Source organism: Streptomyces sp. NPDC097129, assembly GCF_055668065.1.
Genome location: NZ_JBVOQE010000001.1, coordinates 616,396 through 634,348, shown reverse-complemented (window position 1 = coordinate 634,348; position 17,953 = coordinate 616,396). Strand labels below are relative to the sequence as shown.

Annotated in this window: 19 protein-coding genes and 1 pseudogene; 6 read left to right on the top strand and 14 right to left on the bottom strand. The window is 72.6% G+C overall.

Annotated elements, in window-relative coordinates:
- Positions 1–65: 65 nt before the first annotated feature.
- Together AC0B9F_RS02895 and AC0B9F_RS02890 are read right to left on the bottom strand one after the other, a co-directional pair.
- Complete coding sequence (locus tag AC0B9F_RS02895) at positions 66–485, bottom strand: organic hydroperoxide resistance protein (protein WP_471998434.1); 420 nt, start codon at positions 483–485, stop codon at positions 66–68.
- Between the two features lie 155 nt (positions 486–640).
- Positions 641–1,669 carry an NADP-dependent oxidoreductase gene (locus tag AC0B9F_RS02890; protein WP_471998433.1) on the bottom strand — a complete coding sequence of 343 codons (1,029 nt, stop codon included), beginning with the start codon at positions 1,667–1,669 and terminating at the stop codon, positions 641–643.
- A 102-nt stretch (positions 1,670–1,771) separates the two neighbouring features.
- On the opposite strand from AC0B9F_RS02890, the gene AC0B9F_RS02885 reads away from it, so the two are divergent.
- Together AC0B9F_RS02885 and AC0B9F_RS02880 are read left to right on the top strand one after the other, a co-directional pair.
- Positions 1,772–2,209 (top strand): MarR family winged helix-turn-helix transcriptional regulator, encoded by a 438-nt coding sequence (locus tag AC0B9F_RS02885; RefSeq protein ID WP_471998432.1) that lies wholly within the window; start codon positions 1,772–1,774, stop codon positions 2,207–2,209.
- An 86-nt stretch (positions 2,210–2,295) separates the two neighbouring features.
- Positions 2,296–3,126 (top strand): EI24 domain-containing protein, encoded by an 831-nt coding sequence (locus tag AC0B9F_RS02880; RefSeq protein ID WP_471998431.1) that lies wholly within the window; start codon positions 2,296–2,298, stop codon positions 3,124–3,126.
- Here the strand turns inward: AC0B9F_RS02880 and AC0B9F_RS02875 are convergent.
- Together AC0B9F_RS02875 and AC0B9F_RS02870 are read right to left on the bottom strand one after the other, a co-directional pair.
- Positions 3,089–3,426, bottom strand: a pseudogene (locus AC0B9F_RS02875) (hypothetical protein); the annotation flags it as partial. The gene AC0B9F_RS02880 and the pseudogene AC0B9F_RS02875 overlap by 38 nt on opposite strands.
- A 49-nt stretch (positions 3,427–3,475) precedes the next feature.
- Complete coding sequence (locus tag AC0B9F_RS02870; RefSeq protein ID WP_471998430.1) at positions 3,476–4,057, bottom strand: TetR/AcrR family transcriptional regulator; 582 nt, start codon at positions 4,055–4,057, stop codon at positions 3,476–3,478.
- A 102-nt stretch (positions 4,058–4,159) separates the two neighbouring features.
- Between AC0B9F_RS02870 and AC0B9F_RS02865 the strand changes: the two genes are divergently transcribed.
- Positions 4,160–6,604: a beta-glucosidase H gene (locus tag AC0B9F_RS02865; RefSeq protein ID WP_471998429.1), complete on the top strand. Its 2,445-nt coding sequence runs from the start codon at positions 4,160–4,162 to the stop codon at positions 6,602–6,604.
- Between the two features lie 87 nt (positions 6,605–6,691).
- Here the strand turns inward: AC0B9F_RS02865 and AC0B9F_RS02860 are convergent, their stop codons facing one another.
- Together AC0B9F_RS02860 and AC0B9F_RS02855 are read right to left on the bottom strand one after the other, a co-directional pair.
- Positions 6,692–7,663 carry an aldose epimerase family protein gene (locus tag AC0B9F_RS02860; RefSeq protein WP_471998428.1) on the bottom strand — a complete coding sequence of 324 codons (972 nt, stop codon included), beginning with the start codon at positions 7,661–7,663 and terminating at the stop codon, positions 6,692–6,694.
- Between the two features lie 10 nt (positions 7,664–7,673).
- Positions 7,674–8,564: an SGNH/GDSL hydrolase family protein gene (locus tag AC0B9F_RS02855; protein WP_471998427.1), complete on the bottom strand. Its 891-nt coding sequence runs from the start codon at positions 8,562–8,564 to the stop codon at positions 7,674–7,676.
- 327 nt (positions 8,565–8,891) lie between these two features.
- On the opposite strand from AC0B9F_RS02855, the gene AC0B9F_RS02850 reads away from it, so the two are divergent.
- A complete protein-coding gene (locus AC0B9F_RS02850) occupies positions 8,892–9,386 on the top strand; it encodes a DUF3145 domain-containing protein (protein WP_471998426.1) in 495 nt (164 codons plus the stop codon).
- A gap of 69 nt (positions 9,387–9,455) precedes the next feature.
- Here AC0B9F_RS02850 and fabF read toward each other — a convergent pair whose 3' ends face one another.
- The 5 genes from fabF to fasR form a co-directional block, all read right to left on the bottom strand.
- Entirely contained in the window at positions 9,456–10,727 is a 1,272-nt protein-coding gene (gene fabF / locus AC0B9F_RS02845; protein WP_471998425.1) for a beta-ketoacyl-ACP synthase II, read from the bottom strand.
- Positions 10,728–10,815: 88 nt separating this feature from the next.
- Entirely contained in the window at positions 10,816–11,064 is a 249-nt protein-coding gene (locus AC0B9F_RS02840; RefSeq protein WP_004931691.1) for an acyl carrier protein, read from the bottom strand.
- 102 nt (positions 11,065–11,166) lie between these two features.
- Positions 11,167–12,168 (bottom strand): beta-ketoacyl-ACP synthase 3, encoded by a 1,002-nt coding sequence (locus tag AC0B9F_RS02835; RefSeq protein ID WP_471998424.1) that lies wholly within the window; start codon positions 12,166–12,168, stop codon positions 11,167–11,169.
- Between the two features lie 24 nt (positions 12,169–12,192).
- Positions 12,193–13,128, bottom strand: a complete 936-nt coding sequence (locus tag AC0B9F_RS02830; protein WP_471998423.1) for an ACP S-malonyltransferase — start codon at positions 13,126–13,128, stop codon at positions 12,193–12,195.
- 89 nt (positions 13,129–13,217) lie between these two features.
- The gene (gene fasR, locus AC0B9F_RS02825; protein ID WP_471998422.1) at positions 13,218–14,423 is read right to left on the bottom strand and encodes a fatty acid biosynthesis transcriptional regulator FasR; all 1,206 of its coding nucleotides are present in this window, start codon (positions 14,421–14,423) and stop codon (positions 13,218–13,220) included.
- A 194-nt stretch (positions 14,424–14,617) separates the two neighbouring features.
- On the opposite strand from fasR, the gene AC0B9F_RS02820 reads away from it, so the two are divergent.
- The gene (locus AC0B9F_RS02820) at positions 14,618–15,280 is read left to right on the top strand and encodes a pirin family protein (RefSeq protein ID WP_471998989.1); all 663 of its coding nucleotides are present in this window, start codon (positions 14,618–14,620) and stop codon (positions 15,278–15,280) included.
- 111 nt (positions 15,281–15,391) lie between these two features.
- Here AC0B9F_RS02820 and AC0B9F_RS02815 read toward each other — a convergent pair whose 3' ends face one another.
- A complete protein-coding gene (locus AC0B9F_RS02815) occupies positions 15,392–16,210 on the bottom strand; it encodes a serine hydrolase domain-containing protein (protein ID WP_471998421.1) in 819 nt (272 codons plus the stop codon).
- Between the two features lie 18 nt (positions 16,211–16,228).
- On the bottom strand, positions 16,229–16,534 hold the full coding sequence (locus AC0B9F_RS02810; protein WP_471998420.1) for a hypothetical protein: 306 nt from the start codon (positions 16,532–16,534) through the stop codon (positions 16,229–16,231).
- Here AC0B9F_RS02810 and AC0B9F_RS02805 point away from each other — a divergent pair.
- Positions 16,533–17,009, top strand: a complete 477-nt coding sequence (locus AC0B9F_RS02805) for a MerR family transcriptional regulator (protein WP_471998419.1) — start codon at positions 16,533–16,535, stop codon at positions 17,007–17,009. The two genes, AC0B9F_RS02810 and AC0B9F_RS02805, sit on opposite strands and share 2 nt — an antisense overlap.
- 61 nt (positions 17,010–17,070) lie before the next feature.
- Here the strand turns inward: AC0B9F_RS02805 and AC0B9F_RS02800 are convergent, their stop codons facing one another.
- Positions 17,071–17,925, bottom strand: coding sequence for a DUF4429 domain-containing protein (locus AC0B9F_RS02800; RefSeq protein ID WP_471998418.1), 855 nt, complete (start codon positions 17,923–17,925; stop codon positions 17,071–17,073).
- Between the last annotated feature and the right edge of the window lie 28 nt (positions 17,926–17,953).

The window sequence follows — 17,953 nt, the reverse complement described above, 5'->3', positions numbered from 1 at the left end:
TGCGCGAGCAGCCCCCACGACCCGCATCCGGCAGATGACCGCACCCGGCAGACGGGACCCCGGACTCAGACGAGCGTCACCGTGATGTTGCCGCGGGTCGCCTTGGAGTACGGGCAGACCTCGTGCGCCTTCTTGACCAGGCCGGCGGCCGTCTCCGCGTCCACGTTCGGGATGTTCGCGGAGATCTCGACGATGATGCCGAAGCCGTCCTCGTTCTTGCCGATGCCGACCTTCGCGGTGACGGTCGAGCCGGAGATGTCGGCGCTCTCCTGACGGGCGACGACGCCGAGCGCGCCCTGGAAGCAGGCGCTGTAGCCGGCGGCGAACAGCTGCTCCGGGTTGGTGCCGGCGCCGCTGCCGCCCATCTCGACCGGCGGGTTGACGACGACGTCGAGCTTGCCGTCGTCGGTGGCGACCCGGCCGTCGCGGCCGTTCTCGGCGGTGGCGACGGCGGTGTACAGGACGTCGGACTGCTGGATGGACATGGGGTTGTCTTCCTCCTCCTCGGTCCGCCGCGACTCGCGCCCACGATCGACGACGGATTTTCGGAAAGAAGTTACCGCATACCGGAAAGCGCCGAAAGGCTGAGGGTCCCCGGGTCCGCGGGTCCGCGGGTCTGCTGGTCTGCTGGGCTGCGGGTCTAGAGCTTGACGACCATCTTTCCGATGTTGTCGCCGCGCAGGACGCCGAGGAACGCCTCCAGGGTGTTGTCGATGCCCTCGACCACGGTCTCGCGGTACTTCAGCGCGCCCGAGGCGACCCACGGGCCGACCTCCTGGACGAACTGCGGCTGCAGGTCGTAGTGGTCGCCGACCAGGAAACCCTCGATGCGGCCGCGGGTCTGGATGAGGCGGGCGAGGTTGCGCGGGCCGGGGGCGGGCTCGGTGTTGTTGTACACCGAGATCATCCCGCAGACCGCGATCCGGCCGCCCTCGTTCAGGGAGCCGATCGCGGCCTCCAGGTGGTCCCCGCCGACGTTGTCGAAGTACACGTCGACACCGTCGGGGGCGGCGGCGCGCAGCTGCTCGCTCACGGGGCCGTTCTTGTAGTTGAACGCGGCGTCGAAGCCGTACTCCTCGACCAGCAGCTTGACCTTCTCGTCGGAGCCGGCCGAGCCGATGACCCGGGAGGCGCCCTTCAGCTTGGCGATCTGCCCGACCTGGCTGCCGACCGCGCCGGCCGCGCCGGAGACGAAGACGGCGTCGCCCTCCTTGAAGGACGCGGTGCGCAGCAGGCCGGCGTAGGCGGTCAGGCCGGTCATGCCGAGGACGCCGAGGTAGGCCGACAGGGGCACGCCCTCGGGGTCGACCTTGACGGACGGGACGGCGGTCGGGCCCACCTTGACCGCGTGCCGGGCGTCCAGGACGGCGTACTCGCGCCAGCCGAAGAAGTGCAGGACGTGGTCGCCGGCCGCGATGCCCTCGGCGTTGGAGGTGATCACCTCGCCGACCGCGCCGCCCTGCATGGCCTTGCCCAGCTCGAAGGGGGCGGCGTAGGACTTGGCGGCACTCATCCGGCCGCGCATGTACGGGTCCACGGAGAGGTACTTGTTCCGTACCAGGACCTGGCCCTCACCCGGCTGCGGCACCTCCGCCTCGACCAGGGCGAAGTCCTCGGGCTTCGGCCAGCCGACGGGGCGGCTGAGCAGGTGCCATTCGCGGTTGATCATGACTGGGCCTTTCGCTGTGGTGCGGGAGATTTACTTCAGTACCTGAAACAACGATGCTCCTGGATATTTCAGGTTGTCAAGTAACCGGGTACCCTGGAAGTCATGTCCACCCCACACACCACCCGCCGCCCCGACCCGCTGACCCTCGAGGTCGTCGAGCTCATCGGGGACGTCGTGGCCCGCTTCTACGCGGACTACGAGGAGGCGGCGGGCGAGCACGCGCTGACCGGCGCCCAGGCGCGCCTGCTCAGCCTGCTGTCCCTGGAGCCGCTGCCGATGCGCAGGCTGGCGCAGAAGCTGAAGTGCGAGCCGTCCAACGTCACCGGGATCGTGGACCGGCTGGAGGCGCGCGGCCTGGTCGAGCGCCGCCCGGACCCCGCCGACCGCCGGGTCAAGCTGGCGGCCGCCACCGACGACGGCCGCCGGGTCGCCGGCGACCTGCGCGACGGCCTGCGCTTCGCCCGCGAGCCCCTGGCCGCCCTGTCCGACGCGGAACGCGAGTCCCTGCGGGACCTGCTGCGCAGGATGCTCACGGACTGACGCGGGGGATCTCGTGGCCGGTGCCGGTGCCGGTACTGGTACTGGTGCCGGGGAGGCTCGCGAGCGGTGCTCGCTAGAGTGCTGTCATGCGTGATCTCGGGGTGGGCTTCGGCTATCTGCTCAAAGGCCAGCGATGGGTGGCCAGGCACGGCAGGAGTTACGGCTTCGGTCTGCTGCCCGGCCTGGTGACGCTCGTGCTGTACGCCGCGGCGCTCGTGGCCCTGGCGCTGTGGGGCGAGGACTTCGTCGCGTGGACGACCCCCTTCGCCGACGACTGGTCCAGCCCCTGGCAGGGCCTGTTCCGCGGCTTCCTCACCGCCGTGCTCTTCGCGCTGGGACTGCTCCTCGCCGTCCTGTCCTTCACCGCCGTCACCCTGCTGCTCGGCCAGCCCTTCTACGAGAACCTCTCCGAGAAGGTCGACCGCGACGTGTCCCCCGACGGCACCGCTCCCGAGTCCGGCCGGCCGCTGTGGCGCGAGCTGTGGGTCTCCGCCCGTGACAGCCTGCGCATCCTGGTCCGGGCCGCGGTCTGGGGCGTGGCGCTCTTCGCCCTGGGGTTCGTGCCGGTCGTCGGCCAGACCGCGATCCCGGTGATCGGCTTCTTCGTCACCGGCTTCTTCCTCACCGAGGAACTGGCCGCCGTCGCCCTGGAGCGGCGCGGTGTCGCCCTGCGCGAGCGTCTCGCCCTGCTGCGCTCGCGCAAGTTCCTCGTGTGGGGCTTCGGCACCCCCCTGGGCCTGGCCTTCCTCGTCCCCTTCGTCGCCGTGTTCCTGATGCCGGGCGCGGTCGCGGGCGCCACACTGCTGGCGCGCGACCTGCGGGGCGAGGAGATCGAGGAGGGCGGACGCGACGGCGGCGACGAGGCCGCTGCACCGTTGCCGCAGCCACCGACAGGATCGCCCGCACCTGGGCGATGACGTCCAGCCGGTCGCGGACGAACTCCGGGTCGGTGACCGCGCCCGTCACCGGGTCGGCGCCGAACTGAAACCGGCGCGTGCACATGCCCGCCGGGCAGCGTGCCGTGCATTCCGAGCCGGTCGCGCAGCAGCGTCACCCGGTAGGCGATCTCGCCGCAGGGCGAAGCGCCCGACGCGGCCCTGGCTCACCGTCGTGAACAGGTCCACCCGCGGCAGGTACGGCCGCAGCGCCCGCTCCACCGCCCCCTGCACGAAGTCCCGCCAGCGCACCGGGGACACCACGGTCTCCGAAGGAGCGTCGGTCTCGGGCGGCGACTCTGCAAGCGGCCCGCGCCCCCCGGCGGCGCCCTCAGGCGGCCGGCTCGCCCAGCAGGTGCAGGAAGTCGCGGAACGCCCCCGGCATGTCCACGGTCTCCGGGTCCAGCAGCCACTGGTACTGGAGGCCGTCCATCACCGCGACCAGGAGCGGGGCCGTGCGCTCGGGGGAGAGGCCGTTGGGCAGGCGGTCGCCGTACTCGGTGCGCAGGACGGCCGCCATGTTCTCGCGGACCCGGCGGTAGCGGTCGGTGAAGTAGGCGCGCGCCGGGTGATCCTCCGTGACGCTCTCGCCGAGCAGGGCCGAGAAGGTCTGGATGATGCCGGGCCGCATCGCGTTGTACTCGACCAGCGAGGCGAGCAGGTCCAGGCGCCACTGGCTGTCCGGCACCGCGTCCCACTGGTCCCGCTCCTTGAGCACCGCGACCAGTAGCGCGTCCTTGGTCGGGAAGTAGTGCAGCAGCCCCTGCTGGGTGAGCCCCACCCGCTCCGCCACCGCGCCCAGGCTCGCCCCCCGGTACCCGCGCTCGGCGATCACCTCCAGTGCCGCCCGCACGATCTCCGCCCGCCGCTCCTCGCTCCTGACCCTTGCGTTCATGGCGTCACCGTACGGCATGACCCGCGTCGAGAATAACGGGAAGATAACGAAACCTACCGCTCTACAGGTAACCGGTGCACGATGGAGCCACCTGCACGGAGGCAACGAGGAGGCACCGCGATGGCGGGAACCCAGCGCACCCCGGACGACGAGGCCCGCGAGGCGGTCGTCGAGTCGGCACTCGGCAAACTCGACCTGGACGCCAAGTCCCGGCTGCTGGCCGGCCAGGACATGTGGTCCCTGCCCGCACTGCCCGAGATCGGTCTGGCGTCCCTCGTCATGTCCGACGGGCCGATCGGTGTGCGCGGCGTGCGCTGGAGCGCCGACGACCCCTCCGTCGCCCTGCCCTCCCCGACCGCGCTCGCCGCGACCTGGGAACCGGGACTCGCCCGCCGGGCCGGCGTGCTGCTCGCCCAGGAGGCCCGCCGCAAGGGCGTCCACGTCCTGCTCGCGCCCACCGTCAACCTGCACCGCTCCCCGCTCGGCGGCCGCCACTTCGAGGCCTACAGCGAGGACCCCTACCTCACCGGCCGCATCGGCGCCGGTTACGTCCAGGGCGTGCAGTCCGGCGGCGTCGGCACCACCGTCAAGCACTTCGTCGCCAACGACGCCGAGACCGACCGCTTCACCGTCGACAACCGCGTCTCCGAGCGCGCCCTGCGCGAGCTGTACCTCGCGCCGTTCGAGGCGATCGTGGCGAACGCCCGCCCCTGGGGCATCATGACCGCCTACAACACGGTCAACGGCACCACCATGACCGAGCACCACCACCTGGTGAACGAGGTGCTGCGCGGCGAATGGGGCTTCGACGGCTTCAACGTCTCCGACTGGTTCGCCGCCCGCGACACCACCGGCGCCCTCACCGGCGGCCTCGACGTGGCCATGCCCGGCCCGCAGACCGTCTACGGCGAGGCCCTCGCCCGGGCCGTGCGCGCCGGCGAGGTCACCGAGGGCGCCGTCGACGAGGCCGTACGCCGTGTCCTGCGGCTCGCCGCGCGCGTCGGCGTCCTCGCCGGCGCCGAACCGGCCGTCACCGCGACCGCGGACACCGTCGACGGTGACGCCCTGGCCCGCGAGATCGCCCGCCGCTCCTTCGTCCTGGTCCGCAACGAGGGCGCCGCCCTGCCGCTGAAGCCCGGCCGCACCGTCGCCCTCATCGGCGCCGCCGCCCGCGACGCCCGCGTCCTCGGCGGCGGCTCCGCCACCGTCTTCCCGGCCCACGTCGTCTCCCCGCTCGACGGCCTCACCGCCGCCCTGCCCGAGGGCGCCGTCCGCTACGCCCTCGGCGCCGACCCGGCCACCGAACTCTCCCTCGCCGACCGGGGCTTCACCCTGCGTGCCGTCTGCCGCGACGCCGACGGCCAGGTCATCGGCACCGCGTCCGCGCCGAACGGCCAGCTCCAGTGGCTCGGCGCCGACCTGCCCGAAGGCGTCACCCACGACACGCTGCACTCCGTCGAACTGACCGGCACCTTCACTCCGCGCGAGAGCGGCCCGCACACCTTCGGCATCCGCGGCACCGGCACCTTCACGCTGCGCGTCGACGGCACGACGTACTTCGACGACGTCCAGCCCCCGGCCGCCGACAGCGACCCCTTCGAGGCCTTCTTCGGCTCCCCGGTGCCCCGCGCCCAGGCCGAACTGGCCGCCGGGGAGCCCGTCGAGGTCTCCCTGACCCATGTCGTCGAGCAGCCGGAGGACCGGCCGCTCAAGGCCGTTCTGTTCGCGCTCGCCCACCAGGCGCCGCAGCGCGACCCCGAGGAGCTGATCGCCGAGGCCGTCGAGGCCGCCCGCGCCGCCGACACCGCCGTCGTCGTGGTCGCCACCACCGAGCGCGTGGAGTCCGAGGGCTTCGACCGGGGGGACCTGAAGCTGCCCGGCCGCCAGGACGACCTGGTGCGCGCGGTCGCCGCCGCCAACCCGGACACCGTGGTGATCGTCAACTCCGGCTCCCCGGTGGAACTGCCCTGGCGCGAGCAGGTCGCCGCCGTCCTGCTGAGCTGGTTCCCCGGCCAGGAGGGCGGCGCCGCCCTGGCCGACGTGCTCACCGGCGCGTACGAGCCGGGCGGCCGGCTGCCCACCACCTGGGGCTCACTGGCGGACGCGCCCGTCACCCGGGTCGTGCCCACCGACGGCCGCCTCGACTACGACGAGGACGTGTTCATCGGCTACCGCGCCTGGGAGAAGGAGGGCCGCACCCCGGCCTACCCCTTCGGCCACGGCCTCGGCTACACCGACTGGACCTACGAGGCTGTGGAGACCGACGGGACGACGGTGACCGTGCGTGTACGCAACTCCGGTGCCCGCGCCGGGCGCGAGGTCGTGCAGGTCTACCTCGCGCCCCTCGAGCCCGGCGCCGGCCGCCCGGCGCGGTGGCTGGCCGGCTTCGCGGGCGTCGAGGCCGGGCCGGGCGAGGTCGCCGAGGCGGTCGTCGAGCTGCCGCGCCGCGCCTTCGAGATCTGGGACGAGACGACCAACTCATGGTCGTTTGTGAAGGGTTCGTACGAAATCCAGGCCGGACGCTCGATCGCGGACCGTCGCATCGCCGCCACGATTACCGTCTGATCCGGGACGCCGCCCCACCTGACGGGGACGGCCCCCCACCAGCAGCCCCGGTCCGGGACCTGACCCCTGGACCGGGGCTCACGCCGTTCAGCGCGCGGAGAAGCCGTACACCGTCTCCGAGCGGTACACCCCGCCCGGCCTGAGGACCGTGCTCGGGAACTCCGGCCGGTTCGGCGAGTCCGGGAAGTGCTGGGTCTCCAGCGCGATGCCGCCCCCGGGGGCGAACGGCTCGCCCAGGTGGTCGGCGGTGTACAGCTGCAGGCCCGGCTCGGTCGTCGCCACCGTCAGCACCCGCCCCGACGCCGGGTCGTACAGCTCGGCCACCTCCACGGGGGCCGGCGTGACGCCCTTGTCCAGCACGAAGTTGTGGTCGTAGCCGGAGCCCGTCGTGCGCGGCGTGCGGAAGTCGAAGCGGGTGCCGGTGACGTCCGCGAGCTCGCCCGTCGGGATCAGACCGGCGTCGACCGGGGTGTAGCGGGAGGCCGCGAGGCGCAGTTCGTGCCCGCCCGGGTGACCCGAGCCGGCCAGGTCGAAGTAGCTGTGGTTGGTCAGGTTCACCACGGTCGGCGCGTCCGTGACCGCCTCGTAGGCCAGGCGCAGCGCCCCGGAGGCGTCCAGCGTGTACGTCGCCGTGACCCGCAGACGGCCCGGGAAGCCCTCCTCGCCGTCCGGGCTGACCCGGGTCAGCCGCAGCCCGTGCTCCACCGGCTCGACGTCCCACACGCGCTTGTCGAAGCCGCGCTCACCGCCGTGCAGCGAGTGGCGGCCGCCGTTCGCCGCGAGCGCGTACGTCCGCCCCTCCAGGGTGAAGCGGGCGTCCGCTATCCGGTTGGCGTACCGCCCGACCAGCGCGCCGAGATACGGCTCGGGGTGGGCGAGATGGCCCTCCAGGTCGTCGAACCCCAGCACCACGTTCCCGGCCCGCCCGTGACGGTCCGGCACCTCCAGCGACTGCACGATCCCGCCGTACGACAGCACCCGCACCCGCACGCCCGCGCGCTCCAGGGTCCACCGGTGCACCGGCGTACCGTCGGAAAGTGTGCCGAAAAGTTCGCTCATGTGGGAAACCCTAGGTCACCGGCTCCTTCGCGGTCACCGTGCGGTACGCGATCTCCGCCAGCCGGGCCTGGCCGTCGGCGCTGGGGTGGAACCAGTCCCAGTGACTCAGCTGCGCCGTGCCGAACCGGAAGTCGTGCACCGCGTTGCCGTCGAAGCGGCAGTACCGGTCCTTGGCGCACACGTCCTTCAGCACCGCGTTGTACGACTCCACCCGGTCCTGCACGGCGTCCCGGCGCAGGATCGCCGCCGTGCTGAAGGAGTCCGCGTCCCCCAGCATCGACGGGCAGATGCCGAGCTTCCAGATCTGCTTGCCGAGCGCGCTGGTCCGCCCCTGCGACCACAGCCGCTTCAGATCGGGCACGCTCGCCACATACACCTGGGCCCTGGGCAGGCTCTCGCGCAGCGTGCGCAGGGCCTCCTCGAACCGGGCGCGGAAGTCCGTCACGGACGTCATCGCCGCCGTACTGTCCCGGCAGGCGTCGTTGGCGCCCGCCATCACCGTCACCAACTGGGGCCGGTGCGCCGCCGCCTGCGCCATCTGGGCCGGCAGGTCGGCCATCCGCGCCCCCGTCACCGCGAAGTTCCAGCTGTGCGTGGCCGCCCGCTCGCGGCCGAGCAGCCGCACCGCCAGCGAGTCCACGTCCGGACTGCTGCCGGTCGCCCAGGACACCTCCGGGCAGTCCGACAGCACCGAGCAGGCGTCGAAACCGCGCGTGATGGAGTCGCCCACCGCCGCGACCGAGTCCGGTCCGGTGTTCCACGACGGCGTGGGCGACGGACGCGCCGGGCGCGCCTGACCGGCCGAGGAGTCCCCGCCGACCGCGTCACAGCCCGCGGCGCCCAGCACGACGGCCGCCACGGCCGCCGCGACGGCCCGCGCCCGGTGGCTTCGCTTGCGCATGCGCAGCAGATCCCCTCACCTCGTCCGGCGGACTCCTCCCACCACGACAACGCGCGGGAGTTCCCCACCGTGCCGTGCAACGGCTCACACCCGCCGTTCGGACCCGTCCCGGCATCGTCGCAGCCACGGCACGCCCGCGCGAGCCGGCCCGGCGGCCGGTCCGACGGGCCGCCCCAAGCGTCCTGCCGGGTGAATGGCGGAAGTTTCACGCCCCCGGGACCGACGGTACGTCACACTCCTTGCGCCGTCGCACGGTAGCCTCGCCATCAACGTGGCCTGACGGCCGCCGCCCCGCCCGCAAGACGACCCGCCTGCCCGGAGGTCCCGGTGACGACACGTGGAGTTCTGTACGTGCACTCCGCGCCGCGCGCGCTGTGCCCGCACGTCGAGTGGGCCGTCGCCGGGGTGCTCGGCACGCGCGTCAACCTCGACTGGATCCGGCAGCCCGCCGCGCCCGGCACCTGGCGCTCGGAGTTCTCCTGGCAGGGCGAGGCCGGCACCGCCTCCAAACTCGCCTCCGCCCTGCGCGGCTGGCAACTGCTGCGCTTCGAGGTGACCGCCGAGCCCTGCGCCAGCACCGAGGGCGAGCGCTACTCCTGCACCCCCGACCTCGGCATCTTCCACGCCGTCACCGGCATCCACGGCGACATCCTCATCCCCGAGGACCGCCTGCGCGCCGCCCTGCTGCGCTCCCAGCGCGACGAGACCGACCTCGAGGCCGAGATCGCCCGGCTCCTCGGCAAACCCTGGGACGACGAACTGGAGCCCTTCCGCTACGCGGGAGAGGGAGCCCCGGTCCGCTGGCTGCACCAGGTCGTCTGAACCCGGCGTACAGCACGAGGGGCCCCCACCTCACCGGGTGGGGGCCCCTCACGCACGTACGGGCGGCTGTCAGACCGTCCGGAACGCCAGCACCACGTTGTGACCGCCGAAGCCGAACGAGTCGTTCAGCGCGGCCAGACGGCCCTCCACGGGCAGCTTGCGCGCCTCCCCGCGGACCACGTCCGCGTTGGCCTCGGCCTCGGGGTCGATGTTGTCGACGTTGATGGTCGGCGGCGCCACCCGGTGGTACAGGGCGAGCACGCACGCGACCGACTCGACACCGCCGGCGCCGCCGAGCAGGTGACCGGTCATCGACTTGGTCGCCGAGACCGCCATGTGGTCCGCGTCGTCACCGAAGACCTTGCGCAGCGCCTTCAGCTCCGCGATGTCACCGGCCGGCGTCGAGGTCGCGTGCGCGTTGACGTGCACGATCTCGGCGGGGTCCAGGTCGGTGCGGTCCAGCAGGTTCTGCAGGGCGTGCGCGATGCCGCGGCCCTCCGGCTCCGGCTGCACGATGTCGTGGCTGTCGGCGGAGATGCCCTGGCCGACCGCCTCCGCGTACACGCGCGCACCGCGCTTGGCGGCGTGCTCGGCGGACTCCAGGACCAGCACACCGGCGCCCTCGCCGAGGACGAAACCGTCCCGGGCGACGTCGTAGGGACGCGAGGCGCCCTGCGGGTCGTCGTTGTTCTTGGACATCGCCATCATGTTGCCGAACGCGGCGATCGGCAGCGGGTGGATCGCCGCCTCCGTACCGCCGGCGACGACGACGTCGGCACGGCCGGTGCGGATCATCTCGATGGCGTAGCCGATGGCCTCGGCGCCGGAGGCGCACGCGGAGACCGGCGTGTGCACGCCCGCCCGGGCGCCCACGGCCAGACCCACGTTCGCCGAGGGGCTGTTCGGCATCAGCATGGGCACGGTGTGCGGGGAGACGCGGCGGACGCCCTTCTCCTTCAGCACGTCGTACTGGTCCAGCAGGGTCGTCACGCCGCCGATGCCGGAGGCGATGACCGCGCCGAGCCGGTCGGGGTCGATGTTCGGGTCCTCGCCGGCCTTCGCCTCGAAGCCGGCGTCCTTCCACGCCTCCTGAGCCGCGATCAGCGCGAACTGCGCCGAGCGGTCCAGCTTGCGGGCCTGCGGCCGCGGGATGACCTCGGTGGGCTCCACGGCGATCGAGGCCGCGATCTTGACGGCCTGGTCGGCCGCCCAGTTCTGCTCCAGGGGCTTGACGCCGGAACGTCCGGCGACCAGACCCTCCCAGGTCGAGGCCGCGTCGCCACCCAGCGGTGTGGTTGCGCCGATACCGGTGACGACCACGGTGCGATTGGTCGAGCTCACGGGAATTCTTTCTCCAACGATCGAACGAGGATTCGTCTCGGCGCCACCGCCGGGTGGCGGGGCCGGGGCTCCCCGGCCCGAGCGGGACTCAGGCCTGGTGCTTGAGGATGTAGTCGGTCGCGTCGCCGACCGTCTTGAGGTTCTTGACGTCGTCGTCCGGGATCTTCACGTCGAAACGCTCTTCGGCGGCGACGACGACCTCGACCATGGACAGCGAGTCGACGTCCAGGTCGTCGGTGAAGGACTTGTCCAGCTGGACGTCCTCAACCGGGATCCCGGCGATCTCGTTCACGATCTCCGCGAGACCGGCGACGATCTCTTCCTGAGTGGCGGCCATGATGGCGCTCCTTCTGCTGTGTTCTTCAGGGTGTGGCGCCCGCCGCGGGAGCGGCGGGGTGGTGCTGCGCCGTGCCGGAGACGATGATCCGGCACGGAGTGCCTAGGGGAGAGTAACGACCGTCGCGGCGTAGACGAGACCCGCCCCGAATCCGATGACGAGCGCGGTGTCGCCGCTCTTCGCCTCCCCGGTCGCCAGGAGCCGCTCCATCGCGAGCGGGATCGAGGCGGCCGAGGTGTTGCCGGTGGTGCGCACGTCACGGGCGACCATGACGGTCTCCGGCAGCTTCAGGGTCTTCACCATCGAGTCGATGATCCGCTCGTTGGCCTGGTGCGGGATGAAGACGTCCAGCTCGTGGGCGGTGATGCCGGCCGCGTCCAGCGCCTGCTGGGCGACCTTCGCCATCTCGAACACGGCCCAGCGGAAGACCGCCTGGCCCTCCTGCGTGATGGCCGGGAACTTCTCGACCGTGCCCTCGCGGTAGTCCGTCCACGGCACGGTCTGCTTGATGGTCTCGGACTTGTCGCCCTCCGAGCCCCAGACCGTCGGGCCGATGTGCGGCTCCTGCGAGGGGCCCACCACGACCGCGCCGGCGCCGTCACCGAACAGGAAGGCCGTCGCGCGGTCCGTCAGATCGGTCAGGTCGCTCAGCCGCTCCACGCCGATGACCAGGACGTACTCGGCCGAACCCTCGACGATCATGCCCTTGGCGAGGGTGAGGCCGTAGCCGAAGCCGGCGCAGCCCGCGGAGATGTCGAAGGCGGCGGCCTTGTTCGTGCCGAGCTTGTCGGCGATCTCCGTGGCCACGGCCGGGGTCTGCTTGAAGTGCGAGACGGTGGAGACGATCACCGCGCCGATCTGCTCGGCGGAGATCCCGGCGTCCGCGATCGCCTTGCCGGACGCCTCGACGGACATCGCGGCGACGGTCTCCTCGTCGTTCGCCCAGTGCCGGGTCTGGATGCCGGAGCGCGAGCGGATCCACTCGTCGGACGAGTCGATCGTCTCGAGGATGACCTCGTTGGGCACCACGCGGGTCGGGCGGTAGCCGCCCACGCCGACGATGCGCGCGTACGGGGCGCCCTTGCTGGCCTTGATCTTCGCCATGTTCGATTCGGCTCCTTGGGCGTCTCAGGCGTGCTCGGCGAGGAGCTCGCGGGCCGCGTCGAGGTCGTCGGGGGTCTTGAGCGCCAGCGTCTTCACGCCCGGCAGGGCACGCTTGGCCAGGCCGGTCAGGGTGCCACCGGGGCACACCTCCAGCAGGGCGGTGACGCCGAGCTGCTGGAACGTCTCCATGCACAGGTCCCAGCGGACCGGGTTGGCTACCTGGCCGACCAGGCGCTCCAGCACGTCCGCGCCGGTGGCGACGGCCTGCCCGTCCTTGTTGGAGACGTACGGCACGGTGGGGTCGGCGGGCGTGAGGGCCTTGGCGGCCTCGGCCAGCTTGTCGACCGCGGGGGCCATGTGGTGCGTGTGGAAGGCGCCGGCCACCTTCAGCGGGACGACCTTGCGGACACCCTCGGGCTTGTCCTCGTTCAGCGCGGCGAGCTGCTCCAGCGTGCCGGCGGCCACGATCTGGCCGGCGCCGTTGATGTTCGCCGGGGTCAGACCCAGCTTCTTCAGGTGCGCGACGGACACCTCCGGGTCGCCGCCGAGCAGCGCCGACATGCCGGTCTCGGCGATCGTGGCGGCCTCGGCCATCGCGAGACCCCGGGTGCGCACCAGGGTCAGGGCGGCGGTGTCGTCCAGGACGCCCGCGAAGACGGCCGCGGTGATCTCACCGACGCTGTGCCCGGCGACCGCGCCGGGGGTCCCCGCCGCGTCAGCGGCTGACGCCGGGGAGCCCAGTGCCGCGGCGGACAGGATGCCGGCCGCCACCAGCAGCGGCTGGGCCACCGCGGTGTCGCGGATCTCCTCCGCGTCGGCCTTCGTGCCGTAGTGGGCGAGGTCCAGTCCGATGGCCTCGGACCAGGCCGCGACGCGGTCGGCCGCGCCGGGCAGGTCGAGCCAGGGAGTCAGGAAGCCGGGCGTCTGAGCGCCCTGGCCGGGAGCGACGAGTACGAGCACTCTCACACTCTCTCTTGGGGACGGCCGTGGCCGCCCGTGGGGACAAGGACGAAGAACACGAGGGGGTTTTGTGGGCCCCCGACAAAAGACTAGGTCTGGGGATCACCGTCGGCCAGACGCCCCAGAATCAGTGCGATGCGCAAGGTGAACGCAGAGCGTACATCGGAAGGCGACCAACCGGTGACGTCCGTCACACGTCGAAGCCGGTAGCGCACGGTGTTGGGGTGAACGAACAGCATCCGGGCCGCGCCCTCCAGGCTGCTCGCCTGTTCCAGGTAGACGGCGAGCGTCTCCAGCAGCGCGGAGCCCGCCTCCTCCAGCGGTCTGTAGATCTCCTCCACCAGCTGCTCGCGCGCCATCGGATCACCGGCCATCGCGCGCTCCGGCAGCAGATCGTCCGCCAGCACCGGCCGCGGCGCGTCCTGCCAGGCCGAGCAGGCCTTCAGGCCCGCCGCCGCGGCCTGCGCGGACCGGGTCGCCGCCAGCAGGTCCGGCACGATCGGGCCGGCCACCACCGGCCCCGCCGCGAACGGGCCGATCAGCGACCTGGCAACCGCCAGCGGGTTGTCGCTGCCGCCCGCGACGACCACCAGCCGGCTGCCCAGCACCCCGGTGAGCACCTGCAGCTTGGCGTGCCGGGCCGCCCGCCGGATCGCCTCCACAGTCAGCTCGCTGTCCCCGTCGGGGGCGGTGCCCAGCACCACGCACACGTGCTCCGGCGCGTTCCAGCCGAGCGCGGCGGCCCGGCTGACGGCGCCCTCGTCGGCCTCCCCGCTCAGCACGGCGTTGACGACGAGCGACTCCAGGCGGGCGTCCCAGGCACCGCGTGCCTCCGCGGCCTGCGCGTACACCTGGGCCGTCGCGAAGGCGATCTCGCGGGCGTACACCAGCAGCGCCTCGCGCAGCACGCTCTCGTCGCCCGGGGCGGCCACCTCGTCGATGGCCGACTCCATGACCTCGATGGTGGTGCGCACCATCTCAACGGTCTGCCGCAGCGTGATCGCCCGGGTCAGCTCGCGCGGCGCGGTGCCGAAGACGTCGGTGGAGATCGCCTGCGGGGCGTCGGGGTGCCGGAACCACTCCGTGAAGGCGGCGATGCCCGCCTGGGCGACCAGCCCGATCCAGGAACGGTTCTCCGGGGGCATCGCCCGGTACCAGGGCAGCGTCTCGTCCATCCGCGCGATCGCCTGCGCGGCGAGCGAACCGGAGGACTTCTCCAGCCGCTTCAGCGTCGCGGTGTGCGGATGGGCGGGGTGCGCTACGGGGCCGGGATGACGGGATTCGGGTTCGGGCACGGGGACAAGACTGCCTTATCGGGCCGACGGCATGTGCCGCCGGGTCTGATCAGCCCCGGCCCCGGCACAGGTGTCCGTCGGCGAGCCCTGCGCCGGCCGGGGCGCGCGACCGCCCCTCCAGGCACGCGCGCGTCCGCCGGCGCCGCGCAGGGTGTGATCCGGTGTCGCCCGGCAGGGCTACCGTGGGGGCCGTGATGGTGGACGTACGGCGCGCGGGCGCGCGCTACCCCGGTGGGGAACCGGCGGCCGGGATCGAGTCCTGGCACTCCTTCTCCTTCGGGCCGCACTACGACCCGGACAACCTCCGCTTCGGCGCGCTGATCGCCTGCAACGAGGAGCGCCTCGCGCCCGGAGCCGGCTTCGACGAGCACCCGCACAGCCACACCGAGATCGTCACGTGGGTCGTCGAGGGCGAGCTGACCCACCGCGACTCCACCGGCCACGAGACCCGGGTGCGCCCCGGCGACGTACAGCGCCTCAGCTCCGCGGCGGGCGTACGGCACGTGGAGCGCAACGACGGCACCGCGCCCCTGACCTTCGTGCAGATGTGGCTGGCCCCGCTGGAGCCGGGCGGCGAGCCGTCGTACGAGATCGTGCGCGGCATCGCCGACTCCACCCCGTACGCCGTACCGGAGGCGGGCGCGCTGCTGCATGTGCGGCGGCTCGCGGCGGGGGACCGGACCGCGGTGCCGGACGCGGCGCACGTCTACGTCCACGTGGTGCGCGGGCACATCCGGCTCGGGCAGGAGCGGCTGGGCCCGGGCGACGCGGCACGTGTCACGGACGCGAAGGACCTGGAGCTGCCGGCCGAGTCGGCCGCAGAGGTGCTGCTGTGGGAAATGACCAGCGTGAGATGACCGGCGTGAGACGACCGGCGCTGGGTGACCAGCGCCGGACGACCACCAGCGTGAGGTGCCCGGCCGGGGATGGCGACCGGCTGGGGATGGCGGCCGGGCCGGGCGAGATGGCTAGCGCAGCTCCGCCCGTACCGCGTCCGTGAACGCCGGCCAGGCCTCGATCGCCCACGGTCCGAAGGCGCGGTCCGTCAGCGCCACGCACGCGGCGTTCACGTCCGGGTCGATCCACACGAACGTCCCCGACTGGCCGAAGTGCCCGAAGGTGCGCGGCGAGGAGGAGGCGCCCGTCCAGTGCGGCGACTTGCCGTCGCGGATCTCGAAGCCGAGACCCCAGTCGTTCGGGTTCTGGTGGCCGTAGCCCGGCAGGACGCCCTTGGTGCCCGGGTACTGCACGGTCATCGCCTCGGCGACCGTGCGCGGGTCCAGCAGCCGCGGCGCCTGCACCTCGGCGGCGAAGCGCAGCAGGTCCGCGACCGTCGAGACGCCGTCCTTGGCGGGGGAGCCCTCCAGCGACGTGGCCGTCATGCCGAGCGGCTCGAGCACCGCCTGCCGCAGGTACTCGGCGAAGGGGATGTCCGTCGCCTTGGCCACATGGTCGCCGAGCTGCTCGAACCCGGCGTTGGAGTACAGCCGCCGCTCCCCGGGCGCGGCCGTCACCCGGTGCTCGTCGAAGGCGAGTCCGGAGGTGTGCGCCAGCAGATGCCGCACCGTCGACCCGGCGGGCCCGGCCGGCTCGTCCAGCTCGATCGCGCCCTCCTCGTAGGCGACGAGCACGGCGTACGCCGCGAGCGGCTTGGTCACCGAGGCGAGCGGGAAGCGCCGGTCGGCCGGCCCCTGGGTGCCGAGCACGGTCCCGTCGGCCCGTACGACGCCCGCCGCGGCGGTGGGGACCGGCCAGTTCTCGATCAACGCGAGGCTGTTCAGCGACATGCCGACGAGCCTATGCGCTCACAGCGTCAGCTCCATCAAGGGGTCGGGCTTGCGGACGAGGCCCATCGACGCGTACAGCGGCTCCGCCTCGGCCGACGCGGTCAGATGCACGTAACCGGCGCCGCGCTCATGTCCGGGCCGGTCGCCGCGCTGAAGACGAACCCGGCCGACGAACGCGGCGAAGTCCCCGTCCGGGTCCGCCGGCCGCGCCCGCAGCCCGGGCAGCGACTCGGCGTGCCGGTCGGCGGCCCGCCCGGAGCGCACGGCGTCGATCCGGAATCCGCTTGCTTGGAGTGCACTCCAAGGTCTTAGCGTGGGGACCATGACGGTGATGCAGACCACGGCCACGACCCGCCTTCAGGGGACCGAGGACACAGCCGCCCGAAGGGACATCTGCTCCGCCCCGCCGCGGCGCCATCCCCGCCCCGACGGACAGGACCGCTACACGATCAGCGAGGTCGTCGCCTTCACCGGCCTGACCGCCCACACCCTGCGCTGGTACGAGCGGATCGGGCTGATGGACCACATCGACCGCTCGCACACCGGCCAGCGCCGCTACAGCAACCGCGACCTGGACTGGCTCGACCTCGTCGGCAAGCTGCGGCTGACCGGCATGCCGGTCGCCGACATGGTCCGCTACGCACAGCTCGTGCGCGAGGGGGACAGCACGTACGCCGAGCGCCAGGAGCTGCTCGAGACGACCCGCCGGGACGTCCTGGCCAGGATCGCCGAACTGCACGACACCCTCGCCGTGCTCGACCGCAAGATCAGTTTCTACGCCGAGGCCGCCAGGCCCTGACCACGCCGGGCCCGGCAACGCCGCCGAAGGGGGAACCCGGCGGACGAGCGGACGGCAGCCGCTACAGCTCGGAGAGCAGCTCCGCCTTCTTCACGGAGAACTCCTCGTCCGTCACCAGCCCGGCCTGATGGAGCTCCCCCAGGTGCCGGATCCGCTCGGCGATGTCCGCGGGGTCCCGCCGCGCGGCGGGCACCGACACGGCCGGCCGGGAGTGCCGCACCGCGGCGAGCACCGCCGCCGCGAACGGCAGCGACTCGTGCACCGGCCCGTACCCGAGCCCGAAGACGACCGCGGCCGGGTCCTGGTCCGGCTGGACCGGCGCGGCGGAGTCGGCGTCGCGCGGTATCAGCCGCAGATGCCCCTCGAAGACCTCGGGGGAGCGCCACTCCACCCCGCTGAGGCCGTCGACCGGGAAGTTCTGGTCGCCGGCCTTCCACTTCGCCGACGACGCACCCGTCCACGACCAGCGGAAACGGACCGCCGATCCGTCGAAGGACGCCTTCGCGTCGTACGCCTTGAACGACCGAGGCGAGCCGGGCGCCCCGATCAGGAACCGTTCGGCGGGACCGGTCTCGGTCAGCAGGCCCCGCAGTTCGTCGGCGTAGAACTCGGCGAGCGTCTCCTTGTCGGCCGGCAGCACCAGCCGGTAGGGGTCGCAGGCCTCCTTCAGCTGGCCGTCGGCCGCCTCCAGCAGCGGATCGGCCCCCGGCCGCGGCACCGCGCGCAGCACGACCGTGCCCCGTTTGCCGGGCGTGAGCGTCACCGACTCCAGCGCCGTGAGCGGGACGCGCCGCTCACCGAGCGCCTGGAACAGCTTCGGTGTTCGAATCCCCCGTTCGTAACGGATGAGCACGGAGTCGGACTCGAACTCCCAGGCGGCATGAAATCCGGCCAGTACGTCACCCATGCGGCTCATCGTAAGCGGCTCCGCTTCTTCGGCCCAT